14 protein-coding genes are annotated in these 19,708 nt (G+C 57.4%); 11 read left to right on the forward strand and 3 right to left on the reverse strand.

Going from position 1 to position 19,708, the window contains the following annotated elements:
- Positions 1-60 precede the first annotated feature (60 nt).
- Positions 61-453, reverse strand: coding sequence for a protease inhibitor I42 family protein (locus CKW23_RS25065; RefSeq protein WP_095068631.1), 393 nt, complete (start codon positions 451-453; stop codon positions 61-63).
- A gap of 746 nt (positions 454-1,199) precedes the next feature.
- On the opposite strand from CKW23_RS25065, the gene CKW23_RS25070 reads away from it, so the two are divergent.
- The 6 genes from CKW23_RS25070 to CKW23_RS25095 all read left to right on the forward strand — a co-directional run bounded on the left by CKW23_RS25070 (position 1,200) and on the right by CKW23_RS25095 (position 8,895).
- Complete coding sequence (locus tag CKW23_RS25070; RefSeq protein ID WP_025261565.1) at positions 1,200-2,234, forward strand: polysaccharide biosynthesis protein; 1,035 nt, start codon at positions 1,200-1,202, stop codon at positions 2,232-2,234.
- A gap of 2 nt (positions 2,235-2,236) precedes the next feature.
- The gene (locus CKW23_RS25075; RefSeq protein WP_095068616.1) at positions 2,237-3,355 is read left to right on the forward strand and encodes an NAD-dependent epimerase/dehydratase family protein; all 1,119 of its coding nucleotides are present in this window, start codon (positions 2,237-2,239) and stop codon (positions 3,353-3,355) included.
- A gap of 23 nt (positions 3,356-3,378) precedes the next feature.
- The gene (wecB, locus tag CKW23_RS25080) at positions 3,379-4,509 is read left to right on the forward strand and encodes a non-hydrolyzing UDP-N-acetylglucosamine 2-epimerase (RefSeq protein ID WP_025261563.1); all 1,131 of its coding nucleotides are present in this window, start codon (positions 3,379-3,381) and stop codon (positions 4,507-4,509) included.
- 14 nt (positions 4,510-4,523) lie between these two features.
- A complete protein-coding gene (locus CKW23_RS25085) occupies positions 4,524-5,780 on the forward strand; it encodes a glycosyltransferase family 4 protein (RefSeq protein WP_095068618.1) in 1,257 nt (418 codons plus the stop codon).
- Entirely contained in the window at positions 5,777-6,745 is a 969-nt protein-coding gene (locus CKW23_RS25090; protein ID WP_095068620.1) for an SDR family oxidoreductase, read from the forward strand. Before CKW23_RS25085 ends, CKW23_RS25090 begins: the two co-directional genes overlap by 4 nt.
- A 155-nt stretch (positions 6,746-6,900) precedes the next feature.
- Entirely contained in the window at positions 6,901-8,895 is a 1,995-nt protein-coding gene (locus CKW23_RS25095; protein ID WP_025261560.1) for a nucleoside-diphosphate sugar epimerase/dehydratase, read from the forward strand.
- A 49-nt stretch (positions 8,896-8,944) separates the two neighbouring features.
- Here the strand turns inward: CKW23_RS25095 and lon are convergent, their stop codons facing one another.
- Positions 8,945-11,362 (reverse strand): endopeptidase La, encoded by a 2,418-nt coding sequence (gene lon / locus CKW23_RS25100; protein WP_025261559.1) that lies wholly within the window; start codon positions 11,360-11,362, stop codon positions 8,945-8,947.
- Positions 11,363-11,622: 260 nt separating this feature from the next.
- Between lon and CKW23_RS25105 the strand changes: the two genes are divergently transcribed.
- The 5 genes from CKW23_RS25105 (at position 11,623) to CKW23_RS25125 (ending at position 16,973) form a co-directional block, all read left to right on the forward strand.
- A complete protein-coding gene (locus CKW23_RS25105; protein WP_025261558.1) occupies positions 11,623-12,294 on the forward strand; it encodes a methylamine utilization protein in 672 nt (223 codons plus the stop codon).
- Entirely contained in the window at positions 12,294-14,648 is a 2,355-nt protein-coding gene (locus tag CKW23_RS25110) for an EAL domain-containing protein (protein WP_095068622.1), read from the forward strand. Before CKW23_RS25105 ends, CKW23_RS25110 begins: the two co-directional genes overlap by 1 nt.
- Positions 14,649-14,651: 3 nt before the next feature.
- The gene (locus CKW23_RS25115; RefSeq protein WP_025261556.1) at positions 14,652-15,515 is read left to right on the forward strand and encodes a DUF3034 family protein; all 864 of its coding nucleotides are present in this window, start codon (positions 14,652-14,654) and stop codon (positions 15,513-15,515) included.
- Positions 15,515-15,937 (forward strand): group 1 truncated hemoglobin, encoded by a 423-nt coding sequence (locus CKW23_RS25120; protein WP_025261555.1) that lies wholly within the window; start codon positions 15,515-15,517, stop codon positions 15,935-15,937. Before CKW23_RS25115 ends, CKW23_RS25120 begins: the two co-directional genes overlap by 1 nt.
- 589 nt (positions 15,938-16,526) lie before the next feature.
- The gene (locus CKW23_RS25125) at positions 16,527-16,973 is read left to right on the forward strand and encodes a cupin domain-containing protein (protein ID WP_236249407.1); all 447 of its coding nucleotides are present in this window, start codon (positions 16,527-16,529) and stop codon (positions 16,971-16,973) included.
- Positions 16,974-17,044: 71 nt separating this feature from the next.
- Here the strand turns inward: CKW23_RS25125 and CKW23_RS25130 are convergent, their stop codons facing one another.
- Positions 17,045-19,462, reverse strand: coding sequence for a glucose/quinate/shikimate family membrane-bound PQQ-dependent dehydrogenase (locus CKW23_RS25130; protein WP_025261553.1), 2,418 nt, complete (start codon positions 19,460-19,462; stop codon positions 17,045-17,047).
- Between the last annotated feature and the right edge of the window lie 246 nt (positions 19,463-19,708).

Consider the following 19,708-nt stretch of genomic DNA (forward strand, 5'->3'; position numbering starts at 1 on the left):
CAAGTTGTCGCCGGGATGCATGAGGCAGAGCGTGTTGTCTGACAGAGCGCGCAAAACGCCTCAGTTCACGGTGATTGCACACTCGAAAGTCTGTTCGGGAGCCGCTTCCGGTGTCCAGGGCTGCTGGTAGATCATCACCAGTTGCCCCGTGCCAGCATCGGTCGCCTTGTAACGCCATACCGATTGCCCGCCACTGCCCACCATTTCCGTGTTTTGCGAGTTTTTATAAACCTCGGGGCCCAGGCTGCGCAGCACGCTCTGTGCCGGATTCTGGATCAGCCAGCGAAAGCCGGTGGTGGGGTTGCTGGGCAGAGTGAGGATCAGGGTTTGTCCACTCTTGAGTGTCAGCGGACAGTCGCTCTGGGCTTCCACAGAAACGATGGTCTTCGGTGTTTGCGCGCAGGCGGTCAGCAGGGCAAGGCCCAAGGGGGCGAGGAGACGGGTGTGGGTCATGGCAAGTTCCGGTTTTGCGTGACGATGCTGGAGCATAACGCATTGATGTGTGGGCACGATGAAGAACTGTGCTGCCTGGCAATTGGCGTTAGGGTCGGCAAAGTGGGAAGTTTTGTGAGCTTCGGAAAATTCATACAGCATTCATCGAACATTGCTGGTTTTGTTCCTGTTCTGGATAGCGTATTCAGGCTCCCGATATAAAACATGGACTTACGAGTAGATTGCAGTCGTCGAGAGCGTAATTGTTTTGTGTCATTCCAGTGTCGCTGACAGGGGATTCTGATGTTCCTTGAGCCTGTTTTATCAGCCAATACAGGGTGAATTGGATCTGCCTTGAATGCGTGTACGGCAAAAGAAGGGGGTTGCAGGCAGCGTAAAGTCTAGAATGAGGTGGCATTTCGATAGGGAAGTGGCACAATCGCCAAGGTTTTTTGTATGGCAGTCCATTTACGGTTTAATCGACCGCAGATGGCGGCTGCCTTGCAAGCCGCAGCCAGTCGGTTGCGAGCGGTCGCGAGCACTGGATCTGGCTCACGACTCTCGACGACGGTTCGTTGGACAATATGCACAGGATGGTCGCAGCGTGGACGTAGCAGGCGTTGCTGCGGGCGGCTTTTTTGTTTTCAGGGCGTTGATCGGGCTTTATCGATCAGTTATCCCGGCGCTCAGCAGTAAGACAAATTGGTTTTTTCGACCTTGAAGTCTCGTTAATCCCAGGACAGCCTGCCTCATTTTCAGGAATTATTATGTTTAGCGGAAAAAAACTTCTCATCTCCGGCGGTACCGGTTCTTTTGGCAACGCTGTCCTCAAGCGCTTCCTCGACAGTGATATTGCGGAAATCCGTATTTTCAGTCGTGACGAGAAGAAACAGGACGACATGCGCAAGCGCTATGCCAATAGCAAGCTGAAGTTCTATATTGGCGATGTGCGTGATTACCAGAGCGTGCTCAATGCCACCCGCGGGGTCGATTACATTTTCCACGCCGCAGCCCTGAAACAGGTTCCGTCCTGCGAATTCCACCCGATGGAAGCGGTCAAGACCAACGTCATCGGTACCGAAAACCTGCTGGAAGCGGCTATCCAGAACGAAGTTCGTCGCGTTGTCTGCCTCAGCACCGACAAGGCCGTCTATCCAATCAACGCCATGGGTATTTCCAAGGCGATGATGGAAAAGGTCATGGTCGCCAAGTCGCGCAATGTCGACGATAACAAGACCGTCATCTGCGGTACCCGCTATGGCAACGTCATGGCTTCGCGCGGATCTGTGATTCCTCTGTTCATCGATCAGATTCGTGCCGGTAAAGAGCTGACCCTGACCGACCCGAACATGACCCGCTTCATGATGACCCTGGGCGACGCTGTCGACCTGGTGCTCTATGCGTTCGAACATGGCAACAACGGTGATCTGTTCGTGCAGAAGGCTCCGGCAGCGACCGTCGAAGTCCTGGCCAAGGCGCTGACTGCACTGGTTGGCAAGCCTGATCACCCGATTCAGGTGATCGGCACACGCCATGGCGAAAAACTGTATGAAGCGCTGCTGAGCCGTGAAGAAATGGCCTGCGCCGAAGACAAGGGCGACTATTTCCGCATTCCGCCAGACTTGCGCGACCTCAACTACGCCAAGTTCGTCGAACAGGGCGAAACCAAGATTTCCCGCACCGAAGACTACAACTCGCACAATACCGAGCGCCTGGATGTTGAAGGCATGCAGCGTCTGTTGCTCAAACTGGACTTCATGCGCGCCATCCAGCGTGGCGAGCACGCTACGCCGGAGGAGTGAAGATGAAGGTTCTGATTACGGGCGCCAATGGTTTCGTTGGCCAGAATCTTGTTTCCCATCTCGGGGAACGGGCCGATGTGCAGGTTCTGCGCTTTACCCGTGACGACTCTCTGGAAAGCCTGCCAGCGCTGGTTGCACAGGTGGATTTCATCTTTCACCTGGCGGGTGTCAATCGTCCACAGGATCCGCAGGAGTTCCAGACCGGCAATACCGATCTGACTCGTGCCCTGTGCGATGCCATCGTGAGCAGTGGTCGTCAGGTGCCGATTCTGTACACCTCTTCGAGCCAGGCCGAGCTGGACAATGCCTATGGCAGCAGCAAGCGCGGTGCCGAAGACGCACTCCTGGCTCTGAATGCCAGCCATGGCGTGCCGGTTCACCTGTTTCGCCTGCCGAACGTTTTCGGCAAATGGGCGCGGCCGAACTATAACTCGGCTGTCGCGACGTTCTGCCACAACGTCTCCCGCGGCTTGCCGATCAGCATCAACGATCCACAGGCGCGTATCAGTCTGGTTTACATCGATGACGTGGTCAGGCATTTCCTGGCCGTCATGGATGGCAAGCAGGCGGGTACGCCTTTTGTGAATGTCGAGCCGCAATACGCGATCTCTGTGGGTGAACTGGCCGAGCAGCTGTATGTGTTCCGCGACAGTCGCCAGACGATGATCACCGAGCCGGTCGGCACGGGTCTGGTGCGAGCCTTGTACTCGACTTACCTGAGCTACCTGCCACCGGACCGCTTCACTTATGAAGTGCCCAAGCATGGCGACCCGCGTGGCGTGTTCGTGGAAATGCTCAAGACCCGGGACTCCGGGCAGTTTTCCTATTTCACTGCGCATCCGGGCATTACCCGTGGCGGTCACTACCACCACTCCAAGACCGAGAAGTTTCTGGTCATCAAGGGCAAGGCCTGTTTCCGCTTCCGCCATATTGTTTCCGGCGAGTTCTATGAGTTGTTCACTACCGGTGAACAGCCGCAGATCGTTGAAACCGTACCCGGCTGGACCCACGACATCACCAATGTCGGTGAGGACGAGATGATCGTCATGCTCTGGGCCAATGAAATCTTTGACCGGGAACACCCGGACACTTATGCGCGCCCCGTCGGTACTGAAGCCTGAGCCGCTGTTGACAGGATATTGAAATGAAAAAGCTGAAAATTGTAACTGTCGTGGGTACGCGGCCGGAGATCATTCGTCTGTCGCGGGTCATGGCTGCACTGGACGAGCATTGCGATCACATTCTGGTCCACACGGGCCAGAACTACGATTACGAACTGAACGAAATCTTCTTTCAGGACCTGGGCATCCGCAAGCCGGACCACTTCCTGAATGCCGCCGGTGCCAGTGGTGCAGAAACCATCGGTAACGTGATCATCGCTGTCGACCGCGTGCTGGCTGAAATCCAGCCTGAAGCTCTGCTGGTGCTGGGTGATACCAACAGCTGCATGGCCGTGTTGCCAGCCAAGCGTCGCAAGATCCCGACATTCCACATGGAAGCGGGCAACCGTTGCTTCGATATGCGGGTTCCGGAAGAAATCAACCGTCGCATCGTCGACCATACGGCCGACATCAACCTTACTTACAGCACCATCGCCCGGGATTACCTGTTGCGCGAAGGTCTGCCTGCGGATCGCGTGATCAAGACCGGCAGCCCGATGTTCGAAGTGCTGGGTCATTACCGTGAAGGTATCGACAATTCGGACGTTCTTACCCGTCTGGGGCTTGAGCCTGGCAAGTTCTTCGTCGTCAGTGCGCACCGTGAAGAGAACGTCGACTCGGACAAGAACTTCCTCAAGCTGGTGGACGTGCTCAATACCGTGGCGGAGCAGTTCGACCTGCCGGTGATTGTCTCCACCCACCCGCGTACCCAGAAGCGGGTTGACGCCATGGGTGTGACTTTCCATGCCAATGTGCGCCTGCTCAAGCCACTGGGCTTCAAGGATTACAACAAGCTCCAGCTCGAATCGAAAGCCGTACTGTCCGACAGCGGCACGATCAACGAAGAAGCTTCCATCCTGAACTTCCCTGCACTGAACCTGCGTGAAGCTCATGAGCGTCCTGAAGGCATGGAAGAAGCTGCGGCCATGATGGTCGGGCTGGAAACCGAGCGCGTACTGCAGGGCTTGAACATTCTCGACAGTCAGTCTCGTGGTGACGAACGCAGTCTGCGTCTGGTGGGCGATTACAGCATGCCCAACGTCTCGGACAAGGTCGTGCGTATCCTGCACAGTTACACCGACTACGTGAACCGTGTTGTCTGGAAGCGTTACTGATCCGAGTGGTAGAAATGGCTGAAAAAGCGTTAAAAGTTCTTGTCGTAACGCAGTATTTTTGGCCGGAGAACATGCGGATCAATGATCTGGTCCGCGATCTTTCGGCAAAGGGGCATGAAGTCACCGTCTTGACGGGGTTGCCGAATTACCCTGAAGGCAAGGTATTTGAAAGCTACCGCGAGAAGCCTGAAGGATTCAGTCAGTATTGCGGTGCCGAAGTCATCAGGGTGCCGCTTGTCCCGCGTGGCAAGCGCAGTCTGACTCTGGTGCTCAACTACCTGTCGTTCTTCATCAGCGCTTCGACGCTGGGTGCTTTCAAGCTGCGTGGGCGCAAGTTCGATACGATCTTCGTGTATGCCGTCTCGCCTGTCATGGCCGCCATTCCGGCGCTGGTGATTGGGCGGTTGAAGCGTGCGCCGGTGTTTGTATGGGTGCTGGATCTGTGGCCCGAAACCCTGCGTGCAGTCGGTGTGCTCAAGCAGCCTTTGCTGCTGGGGTTGATCGGCAAGGTCGTTTCGTGGATCTACAACCGCACCGATTATCTGTTGCTGCAATCCCATGGCTTTCTGGACAATGTCAGGCGCTACTGCACCCGACCGATTACCGATGATCGCCTGGTTTACTTTCCAAGCTGGGCCGAAGACGATTTTTCATCTTCATCGCCGCCATTGTGTGATTTGATCAAGCCGGACCCGAATGTATTCACGGTCGTCTTTGCCGGCAATCTGGGCGAGGCTCAGGATTTCCCTGCCGTACTGGATGCTGCCGAGTCGCTACGGGCCAGTAATGTCGTGCGCTGGGTCATTGTCGGGGATGGCCGCATGAGCGAGTGGATTGCCGAGCAGATTGCGAGCAGACAACTGGACAATGTGCACCTTCTGGGACGTCATCCACTGGAAGCCATGCCAGGGCTGTTTGCCCAGGCCGATGCCTTGCTGGTGTCGCTGAAAACCAATGATGTGTTTGAAAAGACCATTCCGGGGAAGGTTCAGGCATACCTGGCGTCAGGAAGACCCATACTGGGAATGATCAATGGTGAGGCTGCACGTGTGATCAACGAATCCGGTGCCGGTTTCGCCTGTGATTCCGGTGATGCCCTGGGGCTGGCAGCGATTACCCGCGCACTTGTAGATGCCGGCCAGACCCAGCGCGAAAGCATGGGCCGGGCAGGGCGCAACTATTACGAGCAGCACTACGCCAAGGGCAACCTTCTGATGCGTCTGGAAACCCTTTTCCGTCAAGCTACCCTTCGCAAAGTGAGTCAGTCATGAGTTCCTCTTCTGTGTTACTGACAGGTGCAACCGGTTTTGTCGGTAAGGCACTGCTCGCCAGTCTGCTCAAGCGAGGCGATAAAGTGACTGCCGCCGTGCGCGACTCTTCGGCACAGGTCGATCCGCGTGCCACGCTTTGCCAGGTTTCCAGCCTGGATGGACAGACGCAGTGGCAGGACAGTCTCCGGGACGTGCAGGTGGTGATCCATGCTGCAGCCCGCGTGCATGTCATGAACGACACCGAAGCCGATCCGCTGGCAGCATTTCGCAAGGTCAATGTTGAAGGGACATTGAATCTTGCGCGTCAGGCGGCAGAGGCAGGCGTACGCCGTTTTGTCTTCATCAGCTCCATCAAGGTCAACGGTGAGGGCACCTTGCCTGGCCAGCCTTACCGGGCTGACGATACGCCTGCTCCGATCGATCCGTACGGGATCTCCAAGATGGAAGCCGAACAGGGATTGCGGGCTCTGGCCGAGCAGACGGGGCTGGAGGTGGTGATCATCCGGCCGGTGCTGGTCTACGGTCCTGGAGTGAAGGCCAACTTTCTGTCGATGATGCGCTGGCTGGACAAAGGCGTTCCGTTGCCTTTCGGAGCCATCGACAATCGACGCAGCCTGGTCGCCCTCGACAATCTGGTCGATCTGATCGTTACCTGCACATCGCATCCGGCCGCTGCCAACCAGACATTCCTGGTCAGCGATGGCGAGGACCTGTCGACGACCATGCTGCTCAAGCGCATGGCCAGTGCACTCGGCAAGTCGGCGCGTCTGCTGCCCATACCGTCTGCCTTGCTCGTGCTGGCCGCCAGATCGCTGGGCAAGCGTGCGTTGTCCCAGCGTCTTTGCGGTTTCTTGCAGGTCGATATCGAGAAAACGCGCTCGTTACTGGGCTGGACGCCTGTGACAAGCGTTGATCAGGCCTTGTCGGCGGTCGCCCGTCACTATCAGGAACATCAAGGCAAATAGCCCTGTACCGGCTTTTGTCGGGGAGTAGTATTCAAATTCAGTGCGGTAGCAGGCAAAGCGCCTTGTAGCCAAATTGCGATAAATGGTTTTCAACGACGCCGCACACCATGAAGTCCGCACATTGCGACATGGAGTCAGGTGGAGGTAGAGGGATGATGATGAAATTACGCTCGCGAATGCTGGGTCTTTCGCGCAAGAACAAGCGAATCGTGCAGGTCGGCGCCGACATTGTGCTGGTCTGGGGCGCCTTGCTGCTCGCTTTTGTCGTGCGGCTGGGGTTTGACGCGACCTTCTCCTCCCTCTTCGATCACCTCTGGTTGTTCGCCGCAGCGCCGGTGTTGACCATCCCCATCTTCATCCGCTTTGGCATGTACCGCGCCGTCATGCGCTTTTTCGGCAACGATGCGCTGATCACCATCATCAAGGCCGTCAGCCTGTCTGCGTTGCTGGTATCGCTTGTGGTGTATTGGTATGGCGACCATGAAGTGGTGGTCCCGCGTTCGGTCATTTTCAATTACTGGTGGTTGAGCCTGATCATGATCGGCGGCTTGCGCCTGATCATGCGCCAGTACTTTCTGGGTGACTGGTTCATGGCTTCCCAGCATGTACCCTTTACGTCACGAGACAACGGATTGCCCAAAGTCGCCATCTACGGTGCTGGCGCAGCGGGCAATCAACTGGTCGCAGCCTTGCGTCTGGGGCGCATGATGCGTCCGGTGGCTTTCATCGATGATGACAGCAGCGTGACCAAGCGCACCATCGCCGGGCTGGTGGTTTACAAACCCCGGCATATTCAGCAAATGATCGATGCCACCGGTGCCCAGGAGATTCTGCTGGCTATTCCGTCAGCGACCCGTGCGCGTCGTCGCGAGATCCTCGAGTACCTGGAAGGCTATCCGCTGCATGTGCGCAGCGTTCCCGGCTTCATGGATCTGGCCAGCGGCAGGGTCAAGGTCGATGACATCCAGGAAGTGGGCATCGCCGACTTGCTGGGTCGCGATTCGGTATCGGCTCAGGATGACCTGTTGGAGCACTGCATTACCGGCAAGGTCGTGATGGTCACCGGCGCAGGCGGTTCGATCGGCTCCGAGCTGTGCCGTCAGATCCTGATGCTCAAGCCCTCCCGGCTGCTGCTGGTCGAGCACAGCGAGTTCAACCTCTACAGCATTTTCGGCGAGTTGGAAAAGCAGGTTCAGCAAGAGGCACTGGAGGTTGAAGTCCTGCCCATTCTCGGGTCAGTGCGCTACTTCGAGAAGATGGTCGATCTGATGCGGACCTGGAAGGTCGAGACGGTCTATCACGCTGCCGCCTACAAGCATGTGCCGATCGTCGAACACAACAGTGCCGAAGGTGTGCTGAACAATGTCATGGGAACCTTGCACACCGCTCAGGCTGCGGTTCAGGTTGGCGTGGCCAATTTCGTATTGATCTCCACTGACAAGGCGGTTCGTCCCACCAACGTCATGGGCAGTACCAAGCGACTTGCGGAAATGATCCTGCAGGCGCTCAGTCGCGAGGTTGCACCGGTCCTGTTCAGTGGCAGCAACAAGGTTGCTCACGTCAACAAGACACGCTTTACGATGGTGCGCTTCGGCAATGTGCTGGGGTCTTCCGGCTCGGTGATTCCGCTGTTCCACAAGCAGATCAAGAGCGGTGGCCCGCTGACGGTGACACACCCGAATATCACCCGTTACTTCATGACTATCCCCGAGGCGGCTCAACTGGTGATTCAGGCGGGTTCCATGGGGCAGGGCGGCGATGTCTTCGTGCTCGATATGGGCGCACCGGTCAAGATCGTCGAACTGGCAGAGCGCATGATCAATCTGTCGGGTCTGAGCATGCGTTCCGAACGCAATCCCCATGGCGATATCGCCATCGAGTTCACAGGCCTGCGTCCTGGGGAAAAACTCTATGAGGAGCTGTTGATCGGCGATAACGTGGTGCCAACCCGTCACCCCATGATCATGAGCGCTGACGAAGACTTCCTGCCGTGGGAGGTTCTCAAGGACAAGCTGGCGTTGCTTCTGGATGCGGTGTCCTCGGACGACTATCCCCGCGTCAGGCAAATGCTCGGCGAACTGGTCGCCGGTTATACCCCAGAGGGCGAGATTGTCGACTGGAAGCATATTGAACAACGCGCCAATCAATAGCGCGGGTTGAACTTCGTGAAGGGGGCAAACCCTTCACGAAGGCAAACCTTCAGAACAACACTTTCGCCACATCCGCAAAGCGCTTGGCGAAGTGAACGGTCAGTCCTTCCTTCAGGTAATCGGGTAGCTCCTCGAAGTTTCCGCGATTGGGTTCCGGCAGGATCAGTTCGTTGATCTTCTGGCGCCGTGCCGCAATGACCTTCTCACGCACGCCACCAATCGGCAGGACATGCCCTGTCAGTGTCAGCTCGCCGGTCATGGCCACGCCTTTCTTAGGTGGCTGATTGCGTGCCAGAGACAGCAGGGCACTGGCCATGGTCACGCCGGCACTCGGGCCGTCCTTGGGCGTTGCGCCTTCCGGAACGTGGAGATGGACAAAGGCCTCGTCGAAGAACTTCGCATCGCCGCCGAAGCTTTTCAGGTTGGAACTGACGTAGCTGTAGGCTATTTCTGCAGACTCTTTCATCACATCACCCAGTTGCCCGGTCAGCTTGAAGCCGCGGTTCAGGGTGTGGATGCGTGTCGCTTCGATAGGCAGAGTGGCGCCGCCCATGCTGGTCCAGGCCAGGCCTGTAATGACGCCGGTGCCGGACAAGACCTGTTCGCTGCGGAACACCGGCATGCCCAGTGAAGCCTCCAGATCCTTGTTGCCGATCTTGATGACTGAGTCGGGTTCGTCCAGCAGCTTGACCACCGCCTTGCGCACCAGCTTGCCCAGTTGCTTCTCCAGTTGCCTCACACCGGCTTCGCGGGCGTAGCCTTCGATGACTGCGCGCAGGGCGCTGTCGCTGATCGACAGTTTGTTCTTGGTGACACCGGCCTTGTCCAGTTGCTTGGGCCACAGGTGGCGTTTGGCAATGGCGAGTTTTTCTTCGGTGATATAGCCGGACAGGCGGATCACTTCCATCCGGTCCAGCAGGGGGCCTGGAATCGAGTCCAGTGTGTTGGCGGTGCAGACGAACAGCACCTTGGACAGGTCCAGGCGCAGGTCCAGGTAGTGGTCGAGGAATTCGACGTTCTGTTCCGGATCCAGGGTTTCCAGCAGCGCGGAAGCCGGGTCGCCCTGGTAGCTCTGGCCCATCTTGTCGATTTCATCGAGCATGATGACCGGGTTCATCACTTCCACATCCTTGAGTGCCTGCACCAGCTTGCCCGGTTGGGCGCCGATGTAGGTACGGCGGTGGCCCTTGATTTCGGCCTCGTCGCGCATGCCGCCTACGCTCAGGCGATAGAAAGGACGGCCAAGGGATTCGGCAATCGAACGTCCGACGCTGGTCTTGCCCACGCCCGGCGGGCCGACCAGGAGGACAATCGAGCCGCTGATTTCGCCTTTATAGGCTCCCACGGCGAGAAATTCGAGAATACGTGCCTTGATGTCGTCGAGCCCGGCATGGTGCTGGTCGAGCACCTTGCGGGCGTGCTTGAGGTCCAGTTTGTCTTCGCCGTAGACGCCCCAGGGCAAAGAGCTGGCCCAGTCCAGATAGTTGCGGGTCACGGCGTATTCGGGGGAGCCGGTTTCCAGGACCTTGAGCTTGCCGATTTCCTCGTCGATTTTCTTGCGGGCCTGGGGCGGCAGGGTCTTGCCTTCCAGGCGCTGCTCGAACTGTTCGATATCGGCGCTGCGATCGTCCTTGCTCAGCCCCAGTTCCTGCTGGATGACCTTGAGTTGTTCTTTCAGGAAGAACTGGCGCTGATGTTCGCCGATCTTGCGATTGACCTCGGCGGAGATCTCTTTTTGCAGGCGCGCGACTTCGACTTCCTTGCGCAGCATCGGCAGGACTTTCTCCATGCGCTTGAGCATGGGGACGCAATCGAGTACTTCCTGCAGTTCGACGCCGGTGGCTGATGTCAGGGCGGCGGCGAAGTCAGTGAGGGGCGAGGGATCGTTGGGGCTGAAACGGTTGAGGTAATTCTTCAGCTCTTCGCTGTAAAGCGGGTTGAGGGGCAGCAGTTCCTTGATCGCGTTGATCAGGGCCATGCCGTAGGCCTTGACCTCGTCGGTGGGCTCGTTGGGCTGCTGCGGATATTCGATTTCTACCAGATAAGGCGGGCGATGGTGCTTGAGCCAGGTACGGATACGAACGCGGCTCAAACCCTGGGCCACGAACTGTAATCGACCATTTTCGCGGCTGGCATGGTGAACCTTGACCAAAGTGCCATACTCGGGAAGCGCCTTGGTATTGAAGTGGCGAGGATCCTCCTGGGGAGTGTCCATGAAAAACAGCGCAAGCGAGTGATGTTCGGACTTGCTGACCAGCTCCAGGGTTTCGGCCCACGGCTCTTCATTGACGATCACAGGCAGAACCTGTGCCGGAAAGAAGGGACGGTTGTGGATCGGAATGATGTAGACCTTGTCCGGCAGGTTCTGGCCTGGAAGAGCAAGGGACGTGCTGTCGGAGCTCAGATGAATCGTGTGTTCGGCTGCGTCATCAGGCAAATCTTGTGAGTCTTTCTGCTGGTCACTCATAGGGCACCTGCGAAATTGAACATGATGCTTAGATGGGGCAAGTGCCCTCAGGTTTCAATGGGGGCGGTCGATAGCGTGAGTAGGAGGCAATCAGTCAATGATATGCAGGGCATTGCCCTGTGTTTTTTTAAGGTTTGATTGCTTGATGGCAAATGCCTGATGTTGCGTGCTCTTAATGGGTCGACAGTTCATCTGCATGCAAAACCATGCCAAGGCTGGCGTTCTTGTTATCAGTACTGCCGTTTTGGATTGAATCGAGTATGACCAGAGTATTTTCTTCAGTTGTCCTGACTGGATTATTGGCGTTGTCCGCTGCACATGCATCTGCTGCGGCATTGACTGCCCAGGTATTCGACAAGCAAGGCAAACCGCTTGCCGATGCGGTCCTGACGCTCAAAGGACCTGCCGCAGGTGCTGTCAGCGGTGGCAAGGCTGAAATGGACCAGCGCGACCAGGAGTTTTCGCCGCGCGTGCTGGCTGTGCACACCGGCGCGCAAGTCAAATTCCCCAACAGTGACAACATTCGTCACCAGGTCTATTCCTTCTCCCCCGCAAAACGCTTCGAGCTGCGTCTCTATGAAGGCACACCTTCCGAGCCGTTGCTGTTCGACAAGGCGGGTGTCGTGGTGCTTGGCTGCAATATCCATGACTGGATGGTCGGCTACATCTATGTCACTGACGAACCATGGTTCGGTGTGACCGACAGCAATGGCACCCTCAAGCTTGACCTGTTACCTGCCGGTCATTACGTGGCAACGCTCTGGCATCCTCAGGCTGAAGACATGCAGCCGGTTTCGGGGGGCGAGTTCGATATTCCTGCTTCGGGCCTGACCCAGCGCTTCAACCTCGATGTCGAGGTCAAGAATGAAGACAAACCTGCCAGGCCCGCTCCGGGAGCGTTTGGCGAAGCTTTCCACAAGGCTGCTCATTGATGAATCTTCGTAACAGCTTTCAGGCGCGCATTGCCTGCGTATTGATCGCTTTGTTGCTTATCGTGGTCAGCGCGGTGTTTTTTGCCGTCAAGATCGCGACGGGCGATGCGGTCCGTACTCAGGCTCAGGCGCAACTGGAAGTGGGCAGTCGGGTTTTTGAACGCCTGATCGAGCTGCGTGGCAAGCGCTTGCGCGATACGGTGCAATTACTCTCTGCCGATTTCGGCTTCCGCGACGCGGTAGCCAGCGAGGACTCATCGACCATCCGCTCGGTGCTGTTGAACCATGGTGCGCGGATCAATGCCAGCGACATGTTTCTGCTGGGCATGGACGGTACGGTGATCTCCAGTACCGAATCCAACGTGCCTGAAGGCTCGAAGTTCGTCTACGACCAGGCATTGCGTAATGCCAAGCGCAATAAACAGTCGGTGCTGATCGTCCCGGGCGGCGGCATACCGCACTTGCTGGTTGAGAGTACGGTCCTGGCTCCCTTGCCCATCGGACGTGTCGTGATGGGGTTTGCCATCGATAACGATATCGCTCAGGAGCTGCGCTCCCTCAGTGGACTCGAAGTGTCGTTCCTGACCGTGGAGCACGGCCAGCCTGGCGAGTTGATCAGTACCCAGCCTGAGGCGTTGCGCCCCGGCATGGTCGAGTTGATGCGTAGTTTGTCCGAGGGGCAGATGCGCGTCACCGAGCAGTTGAATCAGAACTTTCTCAGCCAGTCACTGATGCTGGCCAACACCGGCCAGGCCAGCGACGGGCAAGTGATCGCTTTGCTGCAAAGCCCGCTGGACAAGGCCTTGCAGGCCTTTGCGCCTCTGGATGAAAAGATCTTCTGGATATCCCTGGCGGCACTGTTTGGCTCTTTGTTAGGTACGCTGGCACTGGCGCGCAGCGTGTCCACTCCGGTTCGGGAACTGGCACTGGCGGCCCAGCGTATCGGTGATGGTGATTATGAAACGCCGGTGGTGATGACGCGCAGCGACGAACTGGGCATGCTCGCAGGCGCCATCAACGCCATGCAGCAGGGTATTGCAGAGCGTGAAGGGCAACTGGCGCACAACGCCTTGCATGATGCGGTGACCGGTCTGCCTAACCGGGCGCTGGTCATGGAGCGTCTGGGCAGTGCGATTGCTGCGGAGCGCCCGGTGGCCTTGATGTACCTGGGCATCGAGAACATGGCGTCGATCAACGAAAGCAGTGGCGCCGAAGGTGTGGATCAATTGTTGCGCCAGGTGAGCAGGCAACTGCAGGATGCCCTGGGCTCCGGTGATACCGTGGCCCGCCTGGCGGTCGATGAGTTCCTGTTGTTGCTGGATAACACCACCAGCGATGGTGCCGTGGCCATGGGCGATACCCTGCAGCGTATCCTCAGCGAACCGCATCGTGTGGATAACCAGGATGTCTCCCTTGAGTGCTGTATCGGTATCACTACCTATCCCGAAAACGGTGATGCCCCCAAAGAACTGCTCAGCCGTGCAGCAATTGCCCGTAAAGATGCGGCAAGCCTGCCGGGGCGCATGCAGATCTATGAAGATGGTCGCGACCTGGCTCACCAGCGCCAGATCAGCTTGATCCGCGACTTGCGCAAGGCTGCGCAGAATGGCGAGCTGATGCTGCATTACCAACCCAAGCTGGATATCAGCAAAGGTCATGTGTGTCAGGCCGAAGCCTTGTTGCGCTGGAGTCATCCGCAGTTCGGCAATGTATCGCCTGCCGAGTTCATCGTGCTGGCCGAGCGTACCGGCAGCATCCAGTTGCTGACCAACTGGGTGATTGAGGAAGCCATGCGCCAGTTGGCCGAGTGGAACAAGCGTGGCCTGGTCATCCAGCTGTCGGTCAATATTTCTGCCGATGACCTGCTCAGTGGCGATCTGGTCGGACACGTTGTAACGCTGCTCAACCTTTATGGCGTACCGGCCGAGCAACTGATTTTCGAGATCACGGAAAGCGCCGTGATGAGCGAGCCTGAGAAAGCCCTGCTCGTGCTCAACCGTTTGCGCGATTGCGGCATCAGTCTTTCGGTGGACGACTTCGGCACCGGCTACTCTTCATTGGCACACCTCAAACGATTGCCGGTACAGGAGTTGAAAATCGACCAGTCCTTTGTTCGCAACCTGGATGAAACCAGTGAGGACGCTGTGATCGTGCGTTCCACCATCGAGATGAGTCACAACCTGGGACTCAAGGTGGTTGCCGAGGGTGTCGAGTATCAGCACAGCCTGGATTTGCTTGAGCGTTGGCATTGCGATACGGCTCAGGGCTACCTCATCAGTCGCCCTTTGACCGCCTCCGCGTTCGAGGCATGGATTGCCACGTCTCTGACTCCCCCCAGCCTGATGGTTAATTGAGCTATGACCTACAGAATTTCGTTGTTGTTGGGTTGCTTTCTGGGGGCTTTCTCGTCCCTTGCCATGGCCGATAACGGTCGTTTGATCGCTACGGGAGGCGCCAGCAGCATAGAAGGTGCAGCGGGCGGCGGGATCACGCCGTGGGCGGTGATTACCGGTTATGGCGAACAGGGTGAGTGGGGCGCAAGCGCGTTTGCCACGCATATCGATTTGCCCGACTACACCCTGGATGTGGCCGGTATGGCGGTGGCCTACGGTAACCGTGTCGAGTTGTCCTATGCCCACCAGCGTTTCGATCTGGGCACCTTGCAGCACAAGTTGAGTCTGCCTGAAGACAACCTGACCCAGGATGTCTTCGGTATTAAAGTGCGCTTGTTCGGCGACCTGATCTACGATTCCCTACCTCAGGTTTCTCTGGGGGTTCAGTACAAACACCAGAACGACTTCCTGATTCCGAGCCTCATCGGCTCAAAGCGTGATTCTGACGTCGAGGGTTATCTGACCGCCAGCCGCCTGTTGATGGGGGCGGCCTTTGGTTACAACGTGGTGGTCAACGGTGGCGTGCGTTACAGCCGCGCCAATGAAACCGGTTTGCTGGGCTTTGGTGGCGACCGTCGCGACAGTCGCAGCGTCCTCAAGGAAGGTTCGGTGGCTGTTCTGTTCAATCCACGCTGGGCCATGGGGGTTGAGTATCGCGAAAAACCGGACAACCTGTCGTTTGCCGGAGAAAGCGACTGGGCTGATATCTTTGTCGGCTATTTCCCCAACAAGCACTTGTCGATTGTCCTTGCCTACGCACGACTGGGCGAAATCGCCACGCTGGATAACCAGAACGGCACTTATCTGTCTATTCAGGGGAGTTTCTGATGAAACGTCTGTTGATGGGTCTGATGATTGCCTTGCTAGTGGGCTGTGCCCAACAGCCACCCAAGGATGACAGCCTTTATCAAGACCTCGGGCAGCGCGCCGGTATTCAGCGCATTGTCGAGGGCATGTTGATGAACGTTGCCCAGGATGAACGTATCGTCGAGCGCTTCAAGCGGGTCAATATTGTTTTGTTGCGCGACAGGCTGGTGGAAAAACTCTGTGTCGAGGCCGGAGGCCCCTGCGAATACAAAGGTGACAGCATGGCTGAATCCCACAAGGGGCAGAACCTGACCCGCAGTGATTTCAATGCGCTGGTGGAGAACCTCATCAAGTCCATGGATGCCGAGAAAATCCCGGTGCCGGTGCAAAACCGCCTGATCGCCCGGCTGGCGCCGATGCGTGGGGAAGTGATCGAGAAGTAATCTTCTTGCAGGCCTGCTCACAATCAAGTCGTTCACGTTGCCGACTTGATTGTGAAACGGGTCAAACCGCTGTTCCCCTTCCGAAGTCTATTTATCTTTTGATTTTTTCTGTGAAAGCAGAGGTTCTGCTTTTGTGAAGAAATATTAACTTGTGGTTTTACCGGCTGATGCAATTCAACTGCCCGGATAAAATCGATGCGCCAAAGCCTCATGGAATAGAAATAAAGAAATACGCCTCAGAACATATTTCTAAATTTTCAGGGATATGGTATTTCCTTCAGACGCTCAAGACAGGCTATCCCCTGTCCTCAGGCCACGGCGTTATAAACAGCTACCCGTATGTGCATAACGTTTTTGTATCGAGTTTTATACGCAGTTGTACATGTGTAAGACGAACTGCGCGTCTTCAAAAACAGCAGTGTCTATTCAAGCCTTTTTTGCTTTGGTCATCTGTCCGGATAACCAGGGCCGTTTTCAGTGTGTTTTTCATTCCCAGGGAAGTTATATGCTGCAGAAACAAAATGTGCTGTTGAAAAATGTTATCGCTCGTCAACTTGAGCTGATTCGCGTACTGGGCACCGGAGTCGCCATGGCGGCTGTGGTCATGCTGCCTCTGGGTACCGCCCACGCGGCAATACCGACCACGGAGGTTGCGCAGCAGGGGATAAGGGCGTTCAAGTTGTGCACAGGCACTGACAACCGTGCTCATATCCAGGAAGGTACAGTCGATCAGAAGTTTCGTACCAATGTGGACATCATCCACTTCAAGGAAACGGCACCTCATTCGTCCTACGACTGGCATCCCGCTCCCGAAGAGCAATACGTGATCACTCTGAGCGGCACGCTCGAGTTCTTCACTACCGGCGGCGAAACCTTTGTCCTGCACCCGGGCGATGTGCTGGTTGCCCAGGACACCACAGGCGAAGGGCACCGCTGGCAGATGGTCGGCGACGAGCCATGGCGTCGGGCCTACATCACCCTCAAGCCGGGGGTGAAAACCGCATTCGTGCCCAAGGCTGGCTCCAAGGGCTGCTGACCGGTTTGACGGCGGATGTAAAAAGGCGGCTCCCCCTCAGGGGAAGCCGCCTTTTTTTGCTGCACGAAGTATCACTTCGGCAGTTTGAACGCCATCACGTAGTCGCCTTGTTTGGTCCCCAGTGAGCCGTGACCACCGGCTACCACCAGCACATATTGCTGGCCGTCCTTGCCGGTATAAGTCATCGGGGTGGTCTGGGCACCTGCGGGCAGGCGTGCTTCCCACAACTGCTTGCCGTTACGGACGTCGTAGGCGCGCAGGTACTGGTCCAGCGTACCGCTCAGGAAAGCCACGCCGCTGGCGGTGGTGAAGGTGCCGCCCAGGCTTGGAACGCCCATGGTCAGGGGAATCGGGACCGGCGAGCTGTCACGCACGGTACCGTTCTTGTGCATCCAGATGGTCTTATGGTTGGTCAGGTCCACGGCTGCCACATAACCCCATGCTGGCGCCTGGCAAGGCAGGCCCATTGGCGAGAGCAACGCTTCGAGGATCACGCCATAAGGTGCGCCCTTGTTGGGTTGCACGCCTTCGGTTTCGCTCTTGCGACCCGGCCCGGCTTCAACCTCGGCGGCCGGCACCAGTTTCGAGCGGAACGCCATGTAGCTCGGGTTGACGAACGCGATCTGACGAACCGGGTCAACCGAGATACCACCCCAGTCGAACACGCCGAAGTTGCCTGGATAAACGATCGAGCCCTGCAGCGATGGCGGCGTGAAGGGACCTTCGTAGCGCAAGGATTTGAAATCGATCCGGCACAGCATCTGATCGAATGGCGTCACGCCCCACATGTCACGCTCCTTGAGGGGCGGTGGCATGAAGTTCAGGTCGGACTTGGGCTGGGTCGGCGAGGTGTGATCCCCTTCGACTGCGCCTTGCGGTACTGGTACTTCATTGATCGGCACGATGGGCTGGCCGTTGCTGCGGTCCAGCACATAGATGCTGCCTTGCTTGGTCGAAGCCAGCACCGCCGGTTTGACGCCATCGGCGGTTTTCATGTCCATGAGGGTCGGTTGACCGCCCACATCCATGTCCCACAAATCGTGATGGGTAAACTGGTAATTCCAGCGCACTTTACCGGTGGCGATGTCCAGCGCTACCAGACCTGCGCTGTATTTCTCCGAGGCTGGCGTGCGGTTGCCGCCCCACTGATCAGGCATCTGATTGCCCATCGGCAGGTAGAGCATGCCCAGCTTTTCATCGACGCTGAACATGGACCACATGTTCGGCGAGTTGCGGGTGTAGGTCTTGCCTTCGGCGATAGGCGTCGTATCGTCCGGATTGCCGCTGTCCCAGTTCCAGACCAGGCGGCCGGTGTGAACGTCGTAGGCACGGATGACGCCCGAAGGCTCGTCGATGGAAACGTTATCGGTGACATGGCCGCCAATCACCACCAGATCCCTGGTCACGGCCGGTGGCGACGTGGAGTAGTAGCCGCCCGGCGCGAAGGTACCGATATTGGCGCTCAGATCGATCGAGCCTTTGTTGCCGAAGTCTTCACACATCTTGCCGGTATCGGCGTTCAGAGCGATCAGACGGGTGTCGGCAGTAGGCAGGAAGATACGGCGCGGGCATGCATTGCCGGCAGTGCTTTCGGCAGCCGGTGTGGCCGGGCTTTGAGCAGGGCTGCTCGCGGCATAGGCGGCGTCATCGTGATACGAGACGCCACGGCAGGTCATGTGCGCCCAGCCTTTGAAGTTTTCTGCATTCTGGGTGCTGATCTTCGGATCGAAGCGCCAGATTTCCTTGCCGCTGTCCGGGTCCAGGGCGATCACCTGGCTATGCGGTGTACACACGTACAACATGCCGTTGACTTTGAGCGGTGTATTTTCGGCTGTGGTTTCTCCCGGATCGTTCGGTCCTGGGATGTCGCCGGTGCGATAGGTCCAGGCGGGCACCAGGGTGTTGACGTTCTGTGGCGTGATCTGGGCCAGTGGCGAGTAGCGGTCGCCGAAGCCGGTACGGCCATAGGACTGCCAGTCGCCATCGGGCATGGCAGGAGCCGTGTTGGTGGTGCCTGCGGTTTCGCGGTCCAGTTGTCCTTCGATACGACCGGGATTTGTGAACTGGCTGGCCAGTGCGGTCAGGCCTGCTAGCACGACCGCGACCGTCAGGGCTCCTGTGCCCAGGCGGGCAGGTTCGCCACGCAGCAGAGGCCGACGAAACCATGGCAACAGCAGGACGATACCCAGTGCGAACCAGAGCGCCAGACGTGGCACCAGTTGCCACCAGTCGAGGCCGACTTCCCACAAGGACCAGACCGTGCTCGCAAACAACAGAAGCGCATACAGGCCAAGGGCGGAGCGATGTCCCAGGATGAGCAGCACGCCGGTGACTGTAAAACCGATGCCTGCCAGCAGGTAGTAGAGCGAACCATCCAGTTGCATCAGTCTGAGGCCGCCAACCAAGAGGACCAGTCCCATCAGCGCGATCACCAGACCGAGCAATGTGGGTAACAGGCGATTTCTACTCAAAGCACCTTCAGTGCTCATAATGCGAATCTCCGTGACGATTGAATGTTTTATTGACGCTGTTGTGCGCATCGCACATTGGCGTCATGTTTTTGAACGCTAGTTCTTGAAACGAATTTCCGACAGCCGATATCAACCATTGGTCAGAAAACGGGCGTTGAGGCGTAGACCGCCATGGCTGGCGTTCGTGCATTGAAATGGGATGACACCTACTGCTCGATGGCGTACGACGTCAGGCCAGGGTAGAGAATGATAGGGAGCTAACTA

The organism is Pseudomonas sp. Irchel 3A18, assembly GCF_900187465.1.
In the GTDB taxonomy this organism is placed as follows: Bacteria; Pseudomonadota; Gammaproteobacteria; order Pseudomonadales; family Pseudomonadaceae; genus Aquipseudomonas; species Aquipseudomonas cichorii.

Coding starts and splice junctions, on each gene's coding strand:
- CKW23_RS25120 (WP_025261555.1), top strand. CDS start 15,515: ATGAAACGTCTGTTGATGGGTCTGATGATTGCCTTGCTAGTGGGCTGT.
- wecB (WP_025261563.1), top strand. CDS start 3,379: ATGAAAAAGCTGAAAATTGTAACTGTCGTGGGTACGCGGCCGGAGATC.
- CKW23_RS25110 (WP_095068622.1), top strand. CDS start 12,294: ATGAATCTTCGTAACAGCTTTCAGGCGCGCATTGCCTGCGTATTGATC.
- CKW23_RS25070 (WP_025261565.1), top strand. CDS start 1,200: ATGTTTAGCGGAAAAAAACTTCTCATCTCCGGCGGTACCGGTTCTTTT.
- CKW23_RS25085 (WP_095068618.1), top strand. CDS start 4,524: ATGGCTGAAAAAGCGTTAAAAGTTCTTGTCGTAACGCAGTATTTTTGG.
- CKW23_RS25090 (WP_095068620.1), top strand. CDS start 5,777: ATGAGTTCCTCTTCTGTGTTACTGACAGGTGCAACCGGTTTTGTCGGT.
- CKW23_RS25130 (WP_025261553.1), bottom strand. CDS start 19,462: ATGAGCACTGAAGGTGCTTTGAGTAGAAATCGCCTGTTACCCACATTG.
- lon (WP_025261559.1), bottom strand. CDS start 11,362: ATGAGTGACCAGCAGAAAGACTCACAAGATTTGCCTGATGACGCAGCC.
- CKW23_RS25065 (WP_095068631.1), bottom strand. CDS start 453: ATGACCCACACCCGTCTCCTCGCCCCCTTGGGCCTTGCCCTGCTGACC.
- CKW23_RS25105 (WP_025261558.1), top strand. CDS start 11,623: ATGACCAGAGTATTTTCTTCAGTTGTCCTGACTGGATTATTGGCGTTG.
- CKW23_RS25115 (WP_025261556.1), top strand. CDS start 14,652: ATGACCTACAGAATTTCGTTGTTGTTGGGTTGCTTTCTGGGGGCTTTC.
- CKW23_RS25095 (WP_025261560.1), top strand. CDS start 6,901: ATGATGAAATTACGCTCGCGAATGCTGGGTCTTTCGCGCAAGAACAAG.
- CKW23_RS25075 (WP_095068616.1), top strand. CDS start 2,237: ATGAAGGTTCTGATTACGGGCGCCAATGGTTTCGTTGGCCAGAATCTT.
- CKW23_RS25125 (WP_236249407.1), top strand. CDS start 16,527: ATGGCGGCTGTGGTCATGCTGCCTCTGGGTACCGCCCACGCGGCAATA.